Here is a 19786-nt window from a genome sequence, read left to right as displayed (position 1 = left end):
GAACACCCGTCAAGGATTACAAAGGAAAAACTTATGAAGAAACAACTTTTACTGGCAACCGCGGTCGCAGGCCTGATGACCTTTGGCGGCGCCGCATGGGCCCAGAACGTGGCCATCGTCAACGGCAAGGCCGTGCCCAAAGCCCGTCTGGATTCCCTGGCACAGCAAATCGCGCGTACCGGCCGCCCCGTGACGCCCGAAATGCAGGGCCAGCTGCGTGAAGAAGTCATTACCCGTGAAGTCTTCATGCAGGAAGCTGAAAAGCTTGGTCTGTCTGCCAGCGAAGACTTCAAGGTCCAGATGGAACTGGCCCGCCAGACCATCCTGATCCGCGAGTTGTTTGCCGACTTCCAGAAGAAAAACCCGGTCACCGACGCCGACCTGAAAGCCGAGTACGACAAATTTGCCGCAGCCAACGGCGGCAAGGAATACAAGGCCCGCCACATTCTGGTGAACAAGGAAGACGAAGCCAAGGCCATCATTGCCAGCCTGAAAAAAGGCGGTAAATTTGAAGACATCGCCAAGAAATCATCGAAAGACCCCGGCTCCGGCGCCAACGGTGGCGACCTGGACTGGGCCAACCCCAGCAGCTATGTGGCCGAGTTCGCCGAAGCCATGACCAAGCTGGGCAAGGGCCAGATGACTGATGCGCCGGTCAAAACCCAGTTTGGCTACCACATCATCCGTGTCGACGACATTCGTACCGCCCAGTTGCCTGCGTTCGAAGAACTCAAGCCACAAATCGCCCAGCAAATGCAGCAGCAAAAGCTGGCCGCTTTCCAGCAAGGCCTGCGTGAAAAGGCCAAAATCGAGTAATCATCCTGTCGAGTTTCGCTGAGCCCCAGCGAAGCCCTCAAAAAAAAGCGCGACATGTCCGCGCTTTTTTTTATGGCTACCGATGGTGAGCGTGCTTGCCTGGCTGCAGCGACAAAAAGTTGTCCCTGCTTCATGTGGATAAGCTTGTTGATGAGGCAGCGGGAAACTACACAAAACGAGATGGGGCGTGGCTTGCGCCGCGGTGCCTGCGTTTTAAGCGCCTGTCTCGTGCGAGCGAGGTCATAGGAAACTAGCCCCCACGTTCGCTCTACTGGCGTGTAGCTCTCTGCCCCCCGAGGGGACTGAACTTGCTTGGGGCGGCCCTTCGCCGCGTTCGAGCTAGCCCACCCACTTCCTTGCGTTGTGCCACAGCTGCATCCACGGGCTGTGTGCGCTGCGGTCCTGATCCGTCCAGCTCATCTGGATGTTGCGGAACACGCGCTCGGGGTGCGGCATCAGGGCGGTGAAGCGGCCGTCAAGCGTGGTCACTGCCGTCAGGCCGCCCGGGCTGCCGTTGGGGTTGAACGGATAGACCTCGGTGGGTTGGCCGTGGTTGTCGGTATAGCGCATCGCCGCAATAACCTTGGATGCATCACCCCGGTAAGCAAAGTTGGCGTAGCCCTCGCCGTGCGCCACGGCGATCGGCAGGCGGCTGCCGGCCATGCCTTTGAAAAACAGGCTCGGTGAATCCAGCACTTCGACCTGGCTCAGGCGCGCCTCAAAGCGCTCGCTGCGGTTGGTGGTGAAACGCGGCCAGGCCCCAGCCCCGGGAATAATGTCAGCCAGCTCGGCAAACATCTGGCAGCCGTTGCACACGCCCAGGCCGAAGGTGTCCGGCCGGGCAAAAAAGGCCTTGAACTGGTCGGCCAGCACCGGATTGAAGGTGATGGAGCGCGCCCAGCCAATGCCGGCACCCAGCGTGTCGCCGTAGCTGAAACCGCCACAGGCCACGATGCCCTTGAAATCAGCCAGCCTGGCGCGGCCGGTTTGCAGATCAGTCATGTGCACGTCGCAGGCATCAAAACCAGCCTGGGTAAAGACATAGGCCATTTCCACATGCGAGTTGACGCCCTGCTCGCGCAGCACGGCCACTTTGGGTCGCGACAGATTCAGTGCGGGGGCGGCCGGCGCCTTCACCGGTTCGAAGGTCAGCGCCACATGCAGGCCCGGGTCCGCAGGCTCACCTGCTGCGGCATGCTCGGCGTCAGCACCCAGCGGGTTGTCGCGCTGCTGGCAAATTTTCCAGCTCACCGAATCCCAGACCTGGTGCAAGTCCTGCAGCTTGGCACTGAACACTGCCTTGGTGTCACGCCAGACCTGGACTTCACCCTTGCCCACGTCGAGCGAGGCGTGATCCGGCCGGGTTGTGCCGACAAAGTGGCTGAATTTCGACAAGCCGTGCTGGCGCAAGGTCTGCATCACGTCGTTGCGCGATTCGGTGCGCACCTGGATCAGCACGCCCAATTCTTCATTGAACAGCGCCTTGAGCGTGAGCTCATCGCGGCGCGGCGCGACTTGCGCTGCCCAGTTTTTGCTGTCGCCGGTGTCCATGCGGCTGTCGGAAATGCCGTCACCCTCGACCAGCAGCATGTCCACATTGAGCGATACCCCCACGTGGCCGGCAAACGCCATTTCGCAGGCGCTGGCAAACAGGCCGCCGTCGCTGCGGTCGTGGTAGGCCAGGATCTGGCCCTGGGCGCGCAGTTCATTGATGGCGTTGACCACGTTGACCAGGTCTTGCGGGTCGTCCAGATCGGGCACCGCGCCGTCTTCAAGATTCAGGCTTTGCGCCAGGATGGAGCCGCCCATGCGGTTCTGGCCCTTGCCCAGGTCGATCAGGATCAGCGTGGTGTCGGCTTCCGTCCTGTTGAGCTGGGGTGTGAGCGTGCCGCGCACATCGGCCAAGGAGGCAAACGCGCTGACGATCAGCGAAACCGGCGAGGTGACTTTTTTGCTTTCGGCGCCATCGGTCCAGACCGTGCGCATGGACAGCGAATCCTTGCCGACCGGAATCGACACGCTCAGCGCCGGGCACAGCTCCATGCCCACGGCCTTGACGGTCTCGTACAGCGCGGCGTCCTGCCCCGGCTCGCCGCAGGCGGCCATCCAGTTGGCCGAGAGCTTCACGCGCGGCAGCTCAATCGGTGCCGCCAGCAGGTTGGTAATGGCCTCGGCCACGGCCATGCGGCCCGAAGCGGCGGCCCCACCCGAGCCCACGGCGGCCAGCGGCGTGCGCTCGCCCATGCTCATGGCTTCGCCGGCAAAGCCCAGGTAATCGGCCAGCGTCACGGCGCAATCGGCCACCGGCACCTGCCAGGGGCCAACCATCTGGTCACGGTGCGTGAGGCCGCCCACCGTGCGGTCGCCAATGGTGATCAGAAAGCGCTTGGACGCCACCGTGGGGTGGCTCAGCACGGCTATGCAGCTTTTCTGCAGGTCTACACCGGTCAGATTTATCGGCTTGACAGCACGCGTCACGCTTGTCACGTCGCGGTGCATCTTGGGCGGCTTGCCCAGCAGCACGTTCATGGGCATGTCCACGGCCGCGCCCTCACCCCTGCCCTCTCCCAGAGGGAGAGGGAGTAATTCATCCGTGGCCAAAACTAGCGTATTGCTCCCTCGCTCCTTTGGGGAGAGGGCTAGGGTGAGGGGCGCGTCGTCGGATACAAGGAGTTGCCTCTCCTCAGTCGCCACCCCAACCACCGCAAACGGGCAGCGCTCGCGCTCGCAGAACGCCTTGAATTGCGGCAGCGACTCGGGCGCAATCGCCATCACATAGCGTTCCTGGCTTTCATTGCTCCAGATTTCCTTGGGCGACAAACCGCTTTCCTCCAGCGGCACGGCGCGCAGGTCGAAGCGGGCGCCCCGCCCCGCGTCGTTGACCAGCTCAGGGAAAGCATTGGACAGGCCGCCGGCGCCCACGTCGTGAATCGCCAGGATAGGGTTTGCCGCGCCCAACTGGGCGCACTGGTTGATGACTTCCTGGGCGCGCCGCTCGATCTCGGGGTTGCCGCGCTGTACCGAGTCAAAGTCGAGCTGTGCCGCGTTGGCGCCCGAGGCCATGGAGCTGGCCGCGCTGCCGCCCATGCCGATGCGCATGCCGGGGCCACCCAGCTGGATCAGCAGCGTGCCGGCCGGGAAAAGGATTTTTTTGGTCAATTCGGCAGCTATGGTGCCGACACCGCCGGCAATCATGATGGGCTTGTGGTAGCCCCAGCGCTGGCCGCCCACGGTCTGCTCGTACTCGCGGAAGTAACCGGCCAGGTTGGGCCGGCCAAACTCGTTGTTGAAGGCCGCGCCGCCCAGCGGGCCCTCCAGCATGATCTGCAGCGGGCTGGCGATCTGCTCGGGTTTGCCGAAGTCTCCGTCAAAGAGCTTTGACACGGTAAACCCGGTCAAACCGGCCTTCGGTTTGGAGCCGCGGCCGGTTGCACCTTCGTCGCGGATCTCGCCACCCGCGCCCGTCGAGGCGCCGGGGAACGGCGAAATCGCCGTGGGGTGGTTGTGCGTCTCGACCTTCATCAGCACGTGCATCAGCACGTCGTCGGTTGCGCTATAAGTTTGATAGCTGCTTGCGCCCATTCCTTCCCGGCTGGAGGTCGATTTGGCATAGAAACGCTGGACTTTGGAGCCCTCCATCACCGAGGCGTTGTCCGAATAGGCCACCACCGTGTGCTGGGGATGCAGCTGCTCGGTGTTGCGGATCATGGCAAACAGGCTTTTGTCCTGCGGCACGCCGTCAATCGTGAAGTCGGCGTTAAAGATTTTGTGGCGGCAGTGCTCGCTGTTGGCCTGCGCAAACATCATCAGCTCGACGTCGGTCGGGTTGCGCTTGAGCTGGGTAAAGGCGTTGACGAGGTAGTCGATCTCGTCAGCGGCCAGCGCCAGGCCGAATTCGCTGTTGGCGCGCTCCAGCGCCGCTTTGCCGCCCGCCAGCACGTCAATGGTTTGCAGCGGCGCACCGTGCAGTTCGGTAAAGAGGCTGAAGGCCTGCGCCCGGTCAAACATCACGCTTTCCGTCATGCGATCGTGCAGCAGCGCAGCGACTTGGCTCTGTTGGGCATCCGTCAGCGCGGTTTTGCCAAAAAAACCCGATTTGAGCGTCAGCCGGTACTCGGTGATGCGCTCGATGCGCTTGATGGCCAGCCCGCAGTTGTGGGCAATATCGGTGGCTTTGGAGGCCCAGGGCGACACCGTGCCAAAGCGCGGCGACACGATGAACAGCTGGCCAGAGTCGCTGGGGCCGGCGGGCTGGGCGCAAGGCTCGCCATAGGTGAGCAAGGCCGCCAGCTGGGTTTTGACCGCATCAGTCAGCGGTGCATCGGAGGCCACCAGGTGCACAAAACGGGCGCTGATGCCCGTGATCTTGTCGTGGATGGCTTGCAGGCGGGGAAGAAGTTGCTGAACGCGGAAATCGCTCAGGGCGCTGATCCCGTGGGGCTCGCCCTCAAAAGTCGTCAGGTGCAGGGTCACGGTAGCGGTGGCCTTGTAGTGGTGGGTGGACAGCCATGGGCTGATTTGGGGGTTTAACACCGCCTGCAAGCCTGAAGCTTCCGGGTACGCGTTAACCTGTAATTTTACCAGCGACTCCCCCATCTTCTCGCAAACTCTGTCAGTCGGGCCGGGGCCATGCACTTCGGCCTGGCCTGGTGGGATAATCGCGGCATGAGTATTACTTACAAAGATGCAGCAGGCATGGAAGGTATGCGCGTGGCGGGCAGACTGGCCTCCGAAGTGCTGGATTACCTCACGCCCTTCGTGAAGGCCGGCGTCACCACCCGGGAAATCGACAAGCTCGCCAACGACTACATGGTGAACGTGCAGGGCACAACCTCGGCCACGCTGGGCTACCAGCCGCCGGGCTACCCGCCCTACCCCGCGTCGCTGTGCACCTCGCTGAACCATGTGGTGTGCCACGGCATCCCGAATGACAAGCCGCTGAAAAAGGGCGACATCATGAACATCGATGTCACCGTCATCACCAAGGACGGCTGGTTCGGCGACAACAGCCGCATGTACATCATTGGCGAAGCTTCCATTGCCGCCAAGCGGCTGTGCCACATCACCTACGAAGCGATGTGGCAGGGCATCATGCGCGTCAAACCCGGCGTGCGGCTGGGCGATATTGGTTTTGCCATCCAGACCTTTGCGGAAAAACAGGGCTTTACCGTGGTGCGCGAGTTTTGCGGCCATGGCATTGGCAAGCGCTTTCATGAAGAGCCCCAAGTCCTGCACTATGGCCGCCCCGGCACGCTGGAAGAACTCAAGCCCGGCATGACGTTCACGATCGAGCCCATGATCAACGCCGGCAAGCGCGACATCAAGGACGGCCCTGAAAAAGACGGCTGGACCATCGTGACGCGCGACCACTCGCTGTCCGCCCAATGGGAACACACCATCCTGGTCACCGAAACCGGCTACGAGGTGCTCACCCTGTCGGCCGGCAGCCCGCCCGTGCCTGATTTTGTGCCACGCCAGGCGACGGCCCAGGCCCGCCCCGCCGGCACCGAATCCGTTCCTGCCTGAGTTCAACCAGCCGGCGCGCCGAATCGCCCCCATGACCCTTGTTTCCCCTGACAACGGCTCAGCCCAGGCCGCGTCCGGGCTGAGCCAGGTGCGCGAGCATTACCGCAGCGGCAAAACCGCCCTGCTGGCCTCGGTGGCCCGCAGCGGCGCCTCAACACGCGGCATTCACAGCCTGCTGCAAAAGCTGGCCCGGCACACCGACAGCACCCTGCAGCAACTCTGGCGGCGCGCCGGCTTTCCGGCAGACTGCGCGCTGATTGCAGTCGGGGGCTATGGCCGCGGCGAGCTGTTCCCGCACTCTGACGTCGATGTCTTGCTGCTGCTGCCCGATGGCGCGGACATGGAGGCCGCCGGAGCGAACGGCGACAGCCTGAAAACCAGGATTGAGCACTTTATTGGCAGTTGCTGGGACAGCGGACTGGAAATAGGCTCCAGCGTGCGCAGCGTGGGCGATTGCGTCGAGGAAGCCAGCAAAGACGTGACGGTGCAGACCTCGCTGCTGGAGGCGCGCCTGGTGGCCGGTGCCAGGAAGCATTTTTTGCGTCTGCAGCAGCAACTCGATGCCGTGCTGGACCCCCAGGCCTTTTTTGTGGCCAAAACGCTGGAGCTGCGCCAACGCCACAACAAGTTTGAAGACACACCTTATTCGCTGGAGCCCAACTGCAAGGAATCGCCCGGTGGCCTGCGCGACCTGCAGGTGGTGTTGTGGGTGGCCCGTGCCGCCGGTTTGGGCAAATCGTGGGATGACCTCGCCAGTACGGGGCTGGCGACGGCCTTTGAAATACGACAGATCAAGGCCAACGAAGCCTTGCTCAGCCTGATCCGGGCGCGCCTGCACATCATTTCGCAGCGCCGCGAAGACCGGCTGGTGTTTGATTTGCAAACCGCCGTGGCCGAGTCATTCGGCTATTTGGCCCAGACCGAAGACGGCACCAAACTGCCGCGCCGCGCCAGCGAGGCGCTCATGAAGCGCTACTACTGGGCGGCCAAGGCCGTGACGCAGCTCAACCAGATCCTGCTGCTCAATATCCAGGAACGGCTCAACCCCAGCACCCACGAGCCGCGCCTGATCAACGAGCGGTTTTCGGACAAGGCCGGCATGCTGGAGGTCGCCAGCGACGACCTGTACGTGCGCGAACCGCACGCCATTCTTGAGACCTTTCTGCTCTACGAAACCACGGTCGGCATCAAGGGGCTGTCGGCCCGCACCCTGCGGGCCCTGTACAACGCCCGCGGCGTGATGGACGGCAAGTTCCGCCGCGACCCGGTCAATCGCGACACCTTCCGGCGCATTCTTCAGCAACCCGAAGGCATCACGCACGCCATGCGGCTGATGAACCAGACCTCGGTGCTGGGGCGCTACCTGTGGGTTTTCCGCAAGATCGTCGGCCAGATGCAGCACGACCTGTTTCACGTCTATACCGTGGACCAGCACATCCTGATGGTGCTGCGCAATGTGCGGCGCTTCTTCATGGCCGAGCACTCGCACGAATACCCCATGTGCTCGCAGCTCGCTGCCGGCTGGGACAAGCCCTGGATCCTGTATATCGCCGCGCTGTTTCACGACATCGCCAAAGGCCGCGGCGGCGATCATTCCGAGCTGGGCTGCCGGGATGTGCGCGTGTTCTGCCGCCAGCACGGCATTGCCGCCGAAGACAGCAAGCTGGTGGAGTTTCTGGTGGGCGAGCACCTGAGCATGAGCCGCATTGCCCAGAAAGAAGACCTGAGCAACCCGCAAGTGATTGCCGCGTTTGCCAAACGCGTGGGCAACGAGCGCTACCTGACCGCCCTGTACCTGCTGACCGTGGCCGATATCCGCGGCACCAGCCCCAAGGTCTGGAACGCCTGGAAAGGCAAGCTGCTTGAAGACTTGTACCGCTACACCCTGCGTGTGCTGGGCGGCCGGGCGCCCGACCCCCACGCCGAGGTGGAAGCCCGCAAGCGTGAAGCCCTGACCGCGCTGGCCCTGCATGCCGAACCGTTTGAGGCGCACAAGGCCTTGTGGGACACGCTCGATGTGAGCTACTTCATGCGCCACGAAGCAGCCGACATTGCCTGGCACGCCCGCCAGCTGTCGCGCCATGTGGAAAAAAAAGAAGGCGATGCCCCGCTCGCATCCAGGACCAAAGCCATTGTGCGGGCACGCCGCTCGTCGGCCGGCGAAGGCATGCAGGTGCTGGTCTACACGCCCGACGCGCCCGACCTGTTCGCACGCATCTGCGGTTACTTTGAGCACGCCGGCTTCAGCATCCTGGACGCCAAGGTGCATACCGCCAAAAACGGCTACGCCCTCGACACCTTCCAGGTGGTGAGTCCGACGCTGACCGAGCATTACCGCGAACTGGCCGCCATGGTCGAAGCCGATCTGGACCGCACCATTGAAGAGCGCGGGCCGCTGCCGGCCCCGGGCAAAGGCCGTGTTTCGCGGCGCGTGAAAAGCTTTCCGATCGCCCCGCGCGTGGATTTGCGCCCCGACGAAAAAGCCCAGCGCTGGCTGCTCAGCGTGTCCGCCAGCGACCGGGTCGGCCTGCTGTACTCCATCGCCCTGGTGCTGGCCCGCCATCACATCAACCTGCAACTGGCCAAAGTCACCACGCTGGGCGAGCGCGTGGAAGACACCTTCCTGATTGACGGGCCGGAGCTGCAGCACAACAAGGCGCAGATCGCGATTGAAACCGAGTTGCTCGAGGCGTTGAACGCCTGATGCCGTTGCGGCAATCCAACAGACTGCCTTTTCTGTACGTTTGTTACATGAATTTCTGACAGTTGATCAGGATATTTTCCTGCAGCCCGCTTTGGCGCAAATACATCCGAGCATCGCGAAAACGCGACCTTTCATCGCCACCCCAAGTATCAAGTTATTTCCAGTGTTAGCGGCCGTATCGTCATTTGAAGCCTTCAGCTGGTGACCCTGTTAGATCTGACAGGGGGAGGTGCATCGCAGGAGTTTGTGCTTGTACTGGCGCGCTCCTAGAGTGCCCTTACGTGTGCCCCCCGGCGCATGACGAGGAAACCAGCCAGTATGAAATACCCTGACCGCGAGCCACGCCCTCACGGCCTGCTCACCCCATTTGGCCGTAGAACCTTATTTTCACTCGGTGTTGGCGCTCTGCTGCCAGCGGTGCCGGCATGGGCCCAAAGCCCCGGCGCCAGCAAGAAAGCCCCCAACAGTCAATGGCGCCTGGTCATTAACGAGGCCGTGACGGGTGACACCAATATCTTCCTGCTGACGAGCCGCTACCGCCCGACGGCTGACTTCCTGGAGACGCAGTTCAAGGGAAAGTCCATCGGCCTGGAACCCGTTGTAGACATCAAGCGCTTTATGGCGCTGGCGCAAGGCCAGTCCAAACCAGAGCTGGTGTTTGGCAAGTCGGTCAACCAGTTGGCCAAGCTGGTGCGGGATAACGGCTATCAGCCAGTGGTGCGGCGTGCTGACCCCTACAAGGCCGCGTTCATCGTCGACAAGGCTTCACCGATGAAGAAACTTTCAGATGCGGCAAACGCAAAAATCATCATGCCCGACGAATACGCAGCGACCAGCGCCGTGGCCAAGGCTGAGCTGCGCCGGCAAAACGTCAATGCGACCGTTGTGCATATCCGCTACCAGGAAGCTGTGTCCCAGCAGGTGAAGGCCGGTGTGGCGCAGGTGGGTGTGGTCAACCCGACCACGGCCCGCAAATGGGTAGAAGAAGGCGGCCGCCTGCTGGCCGAAACCCAGCCAGTGGTCAACTGGTCTGTGTTGGCAGGACCCAGCCTGCCGGCAGAAGTTGTGCAGCAATTGCGCGAAGCACTGCTCAGCATGAATAGCCAAGCGCCCACGGTCATCGCCGCCATCGGCGTCAAGGCATGGGCTGTGGCCGAGCGCAAGGACTATCTCGATTTATTGGACTACACGAAGGAGTGAAGGGAATGTTCGAAACGCATTACAAATCTCACGGCATCCGAACCGCTGTGGCGGCCCTGCTCGGCGGGCTTGCGCTTGCCGCCGCAGCGGCCTCCCTGCCCAACCTGCAATCGCCAGATCCGGCTGGCGTACCGCCTGCGGTTCAGCAGACGGCGCGAGATATCGCCGCGGAGCTGGCCTCGCATTGCCCTCTGGCATCTGCAGGGGATACCGGGGCCTACAACACTTGCCGTAAAGGGTTGTTCGGGCCGAGCACCCTGCGTTCTCATCTGCCCAGCTTTCTGATGTGGGGCCGGCAGAGCAAAACGGCCAATGCCACGCTGCGCCAGACCAATCTGACCCAGTTCGCGCCGGACATCTGGACCAGCATGTACGCGCCTCTCTTCATGTTCAATGGGCGCCACAGCGTGGAGTGGGTGCCAGAAGAGAAGATGTTCCGGGTCGAGCTGGAAGCGGCTTTTCGCAACCGGTTGGCACCGGGGCAATTCCCCTACCCTTTCTGGCATGACGAAGGCAAATGGACGATGTATGAAAACGCCAATGCTTTCATTCTGTGGATAAATCCTGAAACCGGCAAGATCCGTGCAGCGCAGTTCACCGACCGCGCGTCGACGCCGATGTTGCTACCGGTGCAGCCCATCAAGCATGCCAAATACGAAGGGCCCTGGCTGTGGACCGACGAAAAGGGCAATACGCAGCCAGCAGTGACCCTGTTCGACGGCATCTACCGCCCCGAAAACCCCTACATCAAATCCATCGACCGTCAGTACCGCGACCTGGCGCTGCAGATGCGCGAGTCGCAATGCACAAGCTGCCACGTGCCCAACAACCCGGACAAGATGAGCCGCCTGGTGCTGCTATCGACACCCGCTCATGCAGCCGGAGAGATCGACCGCCTGATCAAGGCGGTCAAGGAAGACCGCATGCCGATGGATGAGTTCCGGCTTAGTTATGCCCTGTCTCCCGAGAACAAGAAATGGCTTCTTGAAAGCGCCACCGCTTTCAAAGCGACCCTGGAAGCCGCGCAAGCCTGGGAGAAGCAAGCCCCCGGCAAGCGGACGGCCAGCCTGGTACCCGAGCGGCGTACTGGTGTGAGTTCACCCGAGGAATTTTCTTCAACCAAACGCTTAGAGGTGATGAAATGAACCAGCCCTTTTGCCATGCCTCCGTCAGCCGGCGCACTGTCCTGCGCAGCGTCACAGCCGCCGCTCTTTGCAGCACCCCGATGGCCCGGGCGCAGCAGCCCGGCGCAGACCAGTGGCACCTGCTGGTCAACGAAGCCATGACAGCCGACCTCAGCATTTCCATGCTGGCCATGCGCTACCGCAGTTGGGCCGACTACATGGCCGCACAAATCCGCAACAAGCAGGTGTATGTAGACGCCATCATCGATATCCGGCGCTTCGTGAAACAAGCACAGTCGGAGAAAAAGCCGCTGTTAATTTTTGGGAAATCGGTCAACCAGTTGTCCAAGCTGGTGCGAGATCACGGCTACCAGCCACTGGTGCGCCGACCAGAGCCCTACAAGGCCGCATTTATTGTTCCAAAGGATTCATCAATTCAGGCCTTTTCACAACTCGGTGGCCGGAAGTTGCTGCTGCCCGACGAGTTTTCCGCTACCACCGCTCTGGCGAAGGCCGAAGTACGCCGAATGAATATACGCGAACCCTACATGTCGCACACCCGCTTCCAGGATACGGTGGCCGCACAGATCAACGCCGGCTTCGCTGAGGCCGGCGTGGTCAATCCAACTATTGCCAAAAAGTGGAAGGATAGTGGGGGGCGCATCATTGGAGAGACGCAGCCGGTGGTCAACTGGTCGGTGCTGGCGTCACCCAAAGCGCCGCCAGAGCTTGTGGCCAAACTCACCGAATCACTTCTGGCAATGAACAGCCAGTCTGCAGGCATTCTGTCTGACATAGGCGTCAAGCAGTGGGCCAAGGCCGACCGCGCCGACTATCTGGCCCTGCTGGAATATACGGGCGAATAAATTCATGTTCTTGCGCCATGCATGCACGGCCTATTGATAAAACGGAACGAGACAGCCCCCATGCACGCCCTGGGCGCCTGGTGCGCCTGTCGCGCCTTTACTCCTCGACAGGCGCGTCCAGCCCCGGGAACAGCACCTCGGTAAAGCCAAACTGGCTAAAGTCCCTGATCCGCATCGGATAGAGCACGCCCATCAGGTGGTCGCATTCATGCTGCACCACACGGGCATGAAAGCCATCAACCGTCCGGTCAATGGGGTCGCCATACTGGTCAAAGCCGGTATAGCGGATGCGCGCAAAACGCGGCACGACACCGCGCAGGCCGGGCACTGACAGGCAACCTTCCCAGCCGTCTTCCTCCTCGGGTCCCAGGGGCGTGATGACCGGGTTGAGCAGCACCGTGCGTGGCACCACGGGCGCGTCGGGGTAGCGCGGATTGACCTGGTTGCTGCCAAAAATCACCAATTGCACATCCACGCCAATCTGCGGCGCGGCCAGGCCAGCCCCATTAGCCGCCTGCATGGTATCAAACATGTCGGAGACGAGCAGATGCAGTTCGTCGGTATCGAACCGGGTGACGGGTGGAGCCACGCGCAGCAGGCGCGGGTCGCCCATTTTGAGAATTTCATGCACGGCCATCAAACACCTCCCTCAAGCAAAACCATCAAAGCAGCCTCATCGATGACGGCCACCCCCAACTCCAGTGCCTTGGCAAGCTTGCTGCCCGCCTCGGCGCCGGCGACCACGAAGTCCGTCTTCTTGCTGACAGAACCCGCCACTTTGCCGCCGGCGGCCTCGACCCGATCTTTGGCCTCGTCGCGGCTCAGTGTGGGCAAGGTTCCGGTGATGACAAACGTTTTTCCGGCCAGCGGTTTGGGCGCCACCGCAGCAGGTTCACCCTCTTCCCACCTAACGCCGCAAGCGCGCAACTGCTCGACCACCTCGCGGTTGTGCGGCTGGTCAAAAAACATGCGTATGCTTTTGGCGACGATGGGCCCCACATCGCTGACCTCGAGCAACTGCTCCTCGGTCGCATCCATGATGGCGTCGAGCTTGCCAAAGTGGCGCGCCAGCTCCTTGGCCGTCGCCTCGCCCACGTGGCGTATGCCGAGGCCGAACAGGAAGCGCGGCAAGGTGGTCTGCTTGGATTTCTCCAGTGCTTCCAGCAGGTTGTTGGCCGACTTGTCGGCCATGCGGTCCAGGCTGGCGAGGGCCGTCAGGCCCAGCTTGTAAAGATCGGGCAGCGTGCGGATCACGTTCGCATCCACCAGTTGCTCGACCAGTTTGTCGCCCAGGCCTTCGACCTCCACCGCCCGGCGATGCGCAAAATGCAGGATCGCCTCCTTGCGCTGGGCGCTGCAAAACAGCCCTCCGGTGCAGCGGTAATCGGCTTCACCCTCTTCGCGCACGGCCGCCGAGCCGCACACCGGACACTCGCGGGGCATGGTGAACTGCTGTGCGTCTGGCAGGCGTTTTTCGGGCAGCACGCTGACCACTTCGGGAATCACATCGCCGGCGCGGCGCACGATGACGGTGTCACCCACGCGCACATCCTTGCGGCGCGCTTCGTCTTCGTTGTGCAGCGTGGCATTGGTCACCGTCACGCCGCCCACAAACACGGGCGCCAGCTTGGCCACCGGCGTGAGCTTGCCGGTGCGGCCCACCTGCACTTCGATCGCCAGCACGGTCGTCAGCTGCTCTTGCGCCGGGTATTTGTGCGCGACAGCCCAGCGCGGTTCGCGCGTGACAAAGCCCAGCTGTTTTTGCAGAGCCAGGTTGTTGACCTTGTAAACCACCCCATCGATGTCAAAGGGCAGCTGGTCGCGCTGTTGGCCGATGGCCTGGTGGTACGCTATTAATTCAGGAGCGCCAAGCGCCCGTTGTACCTGGGATGCAACCGGAAAACCCCATGACTTCAGGGTTTGGAGCAGCTCGTAATGGGTCAGGAACGAGGGGCCGCCCTGCTCGGCTGGCGTGATGTCGCCCAGACCGTAAGCGAAGAAGCTCAAGGGCCGCTGGGCGGCAATTGCCGGGTCCAATTGACGCACCGCACCGGCAGCCGCATTGCGCGGGTTGACAAAGGTTTTTTCGCCTTTGGCACCCTGGGCGATCTTTTCGCGCTGCTTTTCGTTCAGTGCTTCAAAGTCGTCGCGGCGCATATAGACCTCACCCCGGATCTCAATGACAGGTGGTGCATCAGCGGGCAACCGCAGCGGGATCTGGTTGATGGTGCGGATGTTCTGCGTCACGTCTTCGCCAACCTCGCCGTCGCCGCGCGTGGCGGCCTGCACCAGCACGCCTTGCTCATAGCGCAAGCTCATGGCCAGCCCGTCAAACTTGAGTTCGGCAACATATTCGACCGGCGGGTCGACTTCCGCCAGACCCAGTTCCTTGCGCACCCGCGTGTCGAAATTCTGAGCGCCGGTGGCCTCGGTGTCCGTCTCGGTGCGAATGCTCAGCATGGGCACCTTGTGGCGCACGCTGGCAAACTGGTCCAGCGGCTTGCCGCCCACACGCTGCGTCGGCGAATCTGGCGTCCGCAGTTCGGGATGAGCCAGTTCAAGCTCTTGCAGTTCCCTGAACAGCCTGTCGTACTCGCTGTCCGGAATGGTCGGTTCATCCAGCACGTAGTAGCGGTGAGCGTGCGCGTGAAGTTCCGCACGCAAGGCGGCCATGCGCCCGGCGGGGGATGCGGGTTGCTGCGAAGGCTCCGCAAACATGTCTTTGGTTACCATGGAAAAAATCAGAAGTGAGCGGAACGCTCAGGAGAATCAGGAAAACAGGCGGCGACCCAGCGCCGAGCCGGCCGACAGATCACGTCCGTCCAGGGTGTCGTACAGCTGCTCCAGGTCGGCATGAATCGCCTCCATGGCTTCCGGGCGGATCAGCTGGCCGTTGTCGTCGATGATCACACCATCCATGCTGGCGGCCAGCGCCATCGCGGCTTCGCACATGCGCGCAAACGGCTGCTCGGCGCGCAGCACCTGCGGGACGTCCAGCGACAGGGTCAACTCGCGCAGCGCAGTCTGTTCAGGGTCATCGGCCATGGCCGCCTGCGTATCAAAGGCCAGCCCCAGTATCGGCGCATGGCCCGACTGGCCGGCGGGCAGCACCATGCGTCCGGGGATGGACCCCGCAACAAAACCCAGCCGGGCCGCACTTTGCTGCACATAGCCGGGGCTCCAGGCGGTGCTGACGGCGCGCAGCGTAAAGCTGAGCTGGGCGTCATGCGCGCTGGCGAACTGGTCCAGCTCGCGGGCACGGGCCACCTCGTCCAGCATCTCCGGAAACTCCGGCTCACCGCTCAGGGCATCGGCAAAGGCCTGCGCCTTCATGACGAATTCGGAGTATTCAATCTGGTTGAGCGCACCGGTGCGGTTGGCCAGTTGCACGCCGGCCTGAAAGGCGCTGTAGCGCTGGCCCGGGGCGGGGGTTTCCCATTCGCCCGTCACCACACTCAGGCCTTCGACCGCAAAGGGCTTGCTGCCCGCACGGCGCGTGCTGGGCATGGCGGCCAATGCGGCTTCGCCCGACACGACCGACTCCACCACCACGGGTGCAATCACGTCAATCAGGGCATCCAGGCCGGGCTTTTTCTCGAGCGTGGTCAGGCTGCTGAGCGACGCCAGGCCGGAATCGGAGTCGGGGCCGGTATCAAATCCCGGCTCCTGCCGGTCCAGCAGCGGATCGTAAGCGGCCTCTTGGGCAGCAGGCTCTTGAGGCATCAGCGGCGCGGCTTCGGGCGTGGCGCGCTTGGGCAGGCTTTTGCGCGATGTCCAGGCGCTGTGCGCCACCACACCGGCCAGTACCAACCCCCCTGCAACGGCCAAACTGATCTGGAGTGTGCTCATTGGGTAACCTCCGCGCTGCGCGCTGCGGTAGCTTGCTTGAAGCGGTTCTGCGCGGCGCTCATGCCTGCTGGTCTGTGTTCAGGCCGCTTCGGCAAAACCGATCGCCGCCTCCATGTCCACCGCCACGATGCGCGAGACGCCCTGCTCCTGCATGGTCACGCCAATCAACTGCTCGGCCATTTCCATGGCGATCTTGTTGTGACTGATGAAGAGGAACTGCGTTTCTTTGCTCATGCTGGACACCAGTTTGGCATAACGTTCGGTGTTGGCATCATCCAGCGGCGCATCCACCTCGTCAAGCAGGCAGAACGGCGCCGGGTTGAGCTGGAAAATCGCAAACACCAGGGCGATCGCCGTCAGGGCTTTTTCACCGCCGGACAGCAGGTGAATCGTCTGGTTTTTCTTGCCGGGCGGCTGGGCCATCACCTGCACACCCGCGTCGAGAATCTCTTCGCCAGTCATCATCAGCCGGGCATTGCCGCCGCCAAACAGTTCGGGGAACATCTTGCCGAAGTGTCCGTTCACGGTTTCGAAGGTGCTGGACAGCAGGTCTCGCGTTTCCATGTCGATCTTCTTGATCGCGTCTTCCAGCGTCGCCATGGCTTCGTTCAGGTCGGCCGATTGCGCATCGAGGAACTGCTTGCGCTCGCGGGCGGCGCTCAGTTCGTCCAGCGCGGCCAGGTTCACCGCGCCCAGTGACTGGATTTCGCGGTGCAGACGATCAATCTCGCTTTGCAGGCCGGTCAGGCGCACGTTGCCGGTTTGAATCGACTGCTGCACCGCCTCCAGGTCGGCCTGGGCATCGGTCAGCAATTGCGCATACTGCTCAAAACCCAGTCGCGCGGCCTGCTCCTTGAGCTGGAACTCGGTGATACGCTGGCGCAGCGGGTCAAGCTCACGCTCGAGCTGCAGGCGGCGTTCGTCACTGGCGCGCAGCTTGGCCGTCAGGTCGTCATACTGGCTGCGCTTGGCGCCCAGATCGGTCTCACGCTCGAGCTTGAGGCTCAGCGCGTTTTGCAGGCCGGCCTGCGCTGCCGCATCGGTCAGGCGCGACAGCTCTTCCTGGGCGCGCTGCTCTTCGCTGGCAATCGATTCGGCTTGGCTGACGGCAATGCCGATGGAGCGGGCCAGCTCGTCACGGCGCGAGGCCAGGCTGCGCAGCGCAAACTGCGCCTCCTGTGCCTGACGCTCCAGCGCGCGTTGCTGCTCGCGCGATTCACCCAGCTTGCGCTCGGCTTCGATCACCCGGTCGTCGAACTGGGCATGGCGCTCCTGGCTGTCGGCCAGCTGCATGTCAAGCTCTTCAAAGCGGGCCTCGGCAGTCACCTTGCGCTCCTGCAGCTCGTCAAGCTGTGCCTCAATCTCGCCCATGTCGGCCTGGATCTGCTCGCTGCGTGCGCGGGTCTGCTCGGCCAGCTGCGTCAAGCGCAGCACTTCCACCTGCAGCTCATGCGCCCGGCTCTGGCCTTCGGCAGTTTCGCGGCGGGCCGTGGCCAGGCGCTGGGCGGCGTCGGCATAGGCGGCTTCGGCGCGAATCAGGGCGCCCCTGGCTTCGTCGCTGATCAGGGCCTGCGCCTTGAGCTGCTTTTCGAGGTTCTCGATTTCCTGTGCGCGTGCCAGCAGGCCGGCCTGCTCGGAGTCCTGCGCGTAAAAACTCACGCTGTGCTGCGTGACCGTGTGACCGCTCTTGACGTAGATCGCCTCGCCGGTTTGCAGCTTGTCGCGCTCCAGCATGGCATCGTCCAGGCTGTGCGCGGTGTGGCAGCCGTGCAGCCAGTCGCCCAGCAAGGCAGCCTGGCCCGCATCGCCCAGGCGCAGCAGGTCAGCCAGCGGCTTCAGGTTTGTAGTAGATGCCGCTTTGGCAGGCGCTGCGGCATGGGGCGGCGTGTAGAACGACAGCTTGGCCGGCGGCGCATCGCGGCCATCGGTGCCGGCAAAGCCACGCACCATGTCCAGGCGGCTGACTTCCAGTGCGCCGAGGCGCTCGCGCAATGCCGCTTCGAGGGCATTTTCCCAGCCCTGCTCAATGTGAATGCGGCTCCACAGGCCTTGAAGGCTGTCCAGCCCGTGCTTGGCCAGCCAGGGTTTGAGCTTGCCGTCGGTTTTGACTTTCTCCTGCAGGGCCTTGAGCGCTTCCATGCGCGCCGAAAGATCCGCCTGTTTGGCCGATTCGGTGTTGACCGCCTGCTGCCTGGCGCGACGGTCTTCGTCAAGCTGGGGCACGCTCTCGGTGAGCTCGTGCAGGCGGGCTTCGGCTTCGGTTTGCGCGTCCTGCGCGCTGGTGAACTGGGCCGACAGGTTGGCCAGGCGCGCCTCATCGGGTGCGTTGAGCGCATTGCGGTCTGCCGTCAGGCGTTCCAGGCGCAGGCCCAGCGTGCGGGTCTGCTCTTCGATGTTGCGCTGGTCGGCCGCCAGCACCTGGATCTGCTGCTGCACCTGCGCGACGCCGGTGCGCTGCTCGTTGGCTTTGGACTGGGCTTGGCGCAGGGTGTCCTCAAGGGCGGGCAGCTGGGTGATGTGGTCTTCGCTTTGCGCGGCCAGCAGCTCGGCCTTTTCTTCAGCCTCCACGGCCTGGGCGGCCAGGCTTTCGGTCTCGGCCGCGGCGTCTTCCTTGCGCGTGGCCCACTGCGCGGTCTGCTCCTTGAGCTGTGCCAGGCGTTGCTCGACGCGCTGGCGGCCATCGACCACGAAGCGGATTTCCGCTTCGAGCCGGCCGACTTCGGCGCTGGCTTCATACAGCTTGCCCTGAGCCTGGTTGACCTGGTCGCCGGCCGCGTAATGCGCCTGGCGAATGGTTTCCAGGTCGGCTTCGATGTGGCGCAGGTCGGCGACACGGCTTTCGAGGTCGTTCACCGCTTTTTCAGCGTCCGCCTTGACCTTGGCCTGGTCGGCCTCGCTCTCGGCGCGCTTGAGGAACCACAGCTGGTGCTGCTTGAGCGTGCTGTCGGCCTGCAGCGTGTTGTAGCGCAAAGCCACTTCGGCCTGCTTTTCCAGCTTGTCGAGGTTGGCGTTGAGTTCGCGCAGGATGTCATCGACACGGGTCAGGTTTTCGCGCGTGTCCGACAGGCGGTTGGCGGTTTCGCGGCGGCGCTCCTTGTACTTGGAGACACCGGCGGCCTCTTCCAGGAACAGGCGCAGCTCTTCGGGCTTGGATTCGATGATGCGGCTGATGGTGCCCTGGCCGATGATGGCGTAGGCGCGCGGGCCCAGGCCGGTACCCAGAAACACGTCCTGCACGTCGCGTCGGCGCACCGGCTGGTTGTTGATGTAGTAGCTGGACGTTCCGTCGCGCGTCAGCACACGCTTGACGGCAATCTCGGCAAACTGGCCCCACTGGCCGCCGGCGCGGTGGTCGGCGTTGTCAAACACCAGCTCCACGCTGGAGCGGCTGGCCGGCTTGCGGATGTTGGTGCCGTTGAAGATCACGTCCTGCATGGACTCGCCGCGCAGCTCGGAGGCCTTGCTTTCGCCCAAAACCCAGCGCACGGCGTCCATGATGTTGGACTTGCCACAGCCGTTGGGGCCCACCACGCCGACGAGTTGGCCCGGGAGCACAAAGTTGGTCGGTTCGGCGAACGATTTGAACCCTGATAGCTTGATGGAATTAAGACGCACGGCAAACCTGAACTGGGTAAATTTTTCTTCTAACTTGTTGATTTGTATGGAATTTTACATTCCACTTGAACAAGAAGGCAGCGCCA

The 19786-nt window shown here is 62.8% G+C and carries 11 protein-coding genes; 6 read left to right on the top strand and 5 right to left on the bottom strand.

Annotation, left to right across the window (positions count from 1 at the left end; all coding sequences use genetic code 11):
• Window positions 1-33 precede the first annotated feature (33 nt).
• Window positions 34-816, top strand: a complete 783-nt coding sequence (locus tag V6M61_RS17230; protein WP_332777813.1) for a peptidylprolyl isomerase — start codon at window positions 34-36, stop codon at window positions 814-816.
• A 339-nt stretch (window positions 817-1155) separates the two neighbouring features.
• Here the strand turns inward: V6M61_RS17230 and purL are convergent, their stop codons facing one another.
• A complete protein-coding gene (gene purL, locus V6M61_RS17225; protein ID WP_332777847.1) occupies window positions 1156-5289 on the bottom strand; it encodes a phosphoribosylformylglycinamidine synthase in 4134 nt (1377 codons plus the stop codon).
• 192 nt (window positions 5290-5481) lie between these two features.
• Here purL and map point away from each other — a divergent pair, with 192 nt between their 5' ends.
• The 5 genes from map to V6M61_RS17200 all read left to right on the top strand — a co-directional run bounded on the left by map (window position 5482) and on the right by V6M61_RS17200 (window position 12236).
• Window positions 5482-6342 (top strand): type I methionyl aminopeptidase, encoded by an 861-nt coding sequence (gene map / locus V6M61_RS17220; protein ID WP_332777812.1) that lies wholly within the window; start codon window positions 5482-5484, stop codon window positions 6340-6342.
• 31 nt (window positions 6343-6373) lie between these two features.
• A complete protein-coding gene (locus V6M61_RS17215; RefSeq protein ID WP_332777811.1) occupies window positions 6374-9046 on the top strand; it encodes a [protein-PII] uridylyltransferase in 2673 nt (890 codons plus the stop codon).
• Between the two features lie 318 nt (window positions 9047-9364).
• Window positions 9365-10246 (top strand): phosphate/phosphite/phosphonate ABC transporter substrate-binding protein, encoded by an 882-nt coding sequence (locus V6M61_RS17210; protein ID WP_332777810.1) that lies wholly within the window; start codon window positions 9365-9367, stop codon window positions 10244-10246.
• Window positions 10189-11391: a hypothetical protein gene (locus tag V6M61_RS17205; protein ID WP_332777809.1), complete on the top strand. Its 1203-nt coding sequence runs from the start codon at window positions 10189-10191 to the stop codon at window positions 11389-11391. Before V6M61_RS17210 ends, V6M61_RS17205 begins: the two co-directional genes overlap by 58 nt.
• Window positions 11388-12236: a phosphate/phosphite/phosphonate ABC transporter substrate-binding protein gene (locus V6M61_RS17200; protein WP_332777808.1), complete on the top strand. Its 849-nt coding sequence runs from the start codon at window positions 11388-11390 to the stop codon at window positions 12234-12236. Before V6M61_RS17205 ends, V6M61_RS17200 begins: the two co-directional genes overlap by 4 nt.
• Before the next feature lie 97 nt (window positions 12237-12333).
• Here the strand turns inward: V6M61_RS17200 and def are convergent, their stop codons facing one another.
• From def to smc, 4 genes are all read right to left on the bottom strand, one after another.
• Window positions 12334-12873, bottom strand: a complete 540-nt coding sequence (def, locus tag V6M61_RS17195) for a peptide deformylase (RefSeq protein ID WP_332777807.1) — start codon at window positions 12871-12873, stop codon at window positions 12334-12336.
• Entirely contained in the window at window positions 12873-14969 is a 2097-nt protein-coding gene (ligA, locus tag V6M61_RS17190; protein ID WP_332777806.1) for an NAD-dependent DNA ligase LigA, read from the bottom strand. The genes def and ligA overlap by 1 nt, the downstream gene beginning before the upstream one ends.
• 36 nt (window positions 14970-15005) lie before the next feature.
• Window positions 15006-16085, bottom strand: coding sequence for a cell division protein ZipA C-terminal FtsZ-binding domain-containing protein (locus V6M61_RS17185; RefSeq protein ID WP_332777805.1), 1080 nt, complete (start codon window positions 16083-16085; stop codon window positions 15006-15008).
• 78 nt (window positions 16086-16163) lie between these two features.
• The gene (smc, locus tag V6M61_RS17180) at window positions 16164-19700 is read right to left on the bottom strand and encodes a chromosome segregation protein SMC (protein WP_332777804.1); all 3537 of its coding nucleotides are present in this window, start codon (window positions 19698-19700) and stop codon (window positions 16164-16166) included.
• Between the last annotated feature and the right edge of the window lie 86 nt (window positions 19701-19786).

Source organism: Polaromonas sp. (assembly GCF_036676035.1).
In the GTDB taxonomy this organism is placed as follows: Bacteria; Pseudomonadota; Gammaproteobacteria; order Burkholderiales; family Burkholderiaceae_C; genus Polaromonas.
This window is presented reverse-complemented; position numbering and strand designations above follow the sequence as displayed.

What these genes read in the sequence shown, in the direction of transcription:
- V6M61_RS17230 (WP_332777813.1), top strand. Translation starts at nt 34, where the DNA reads ATGAAGAAACAACTTTTACTGGCAACCGCGGTCGCAGGCCTGATGACC.
- map (WP_332777812.1), top strand. Translation starts at nt 5,482, where the DNA reads ATGAGTATTACTTACAAAGATGCAGCAGGCATGGAAGGTATGCGCGTG.
- V6M61_RS17215 (WP_332777811.1), top strand. Translation starts at nt 6,374, where the DNA reads ATGACCCTTGTTTCCCCTGACAACGGCTCAGCCCAGGCCGCGTCCGGG.
- V6M61_RS17210 (WP_332777810.1), top strand. Translation starts at nt 9,365, where the DNA reads ATGAAATACCCTGACCGCGAGCCACGCCCTCACGGCCTGCTCACCCCA.
- V6M61_RS17205 (WP_332777809.1), top strand. Translation starts at nt 10,189, where the DNA reads ATGGGCTGTGGCCGAGCGCAAGGACTATCTCGATTTATTGGACTACAC.
- V6M61_RS17200 (WP_332777808.1), top strand. Translation starts at nt 11,388, where the DNA reads ATGAACCAGCCCTTTTGCCATGCCTCCGTCAGCCGGCGCACTGTCCTG.
- def (WP_332777807.1), bottom strand. Translation starts at nt 12,873, where the DNA reads ATGGCCGTGCATGAAATTCTCAAAATGGGCGACCCGCGCCTGCTGCGC.
- ligA (WP_332777806.1), bottom strand. Translation starts at nt 14,969, where the DNA reads ATGGTAACCAAAGACATGTTTGCGGAGCCTTCGCAGCAACCCGCATCC.
- V6M61_RS17185 (WP_332777805.1), bottom strand. Translation starts at nt 16,085, where the DNA reads ATGAGCACACTCCAGATCAGTTTGGCCGTTGCAGGGGGGTTGGTACTG.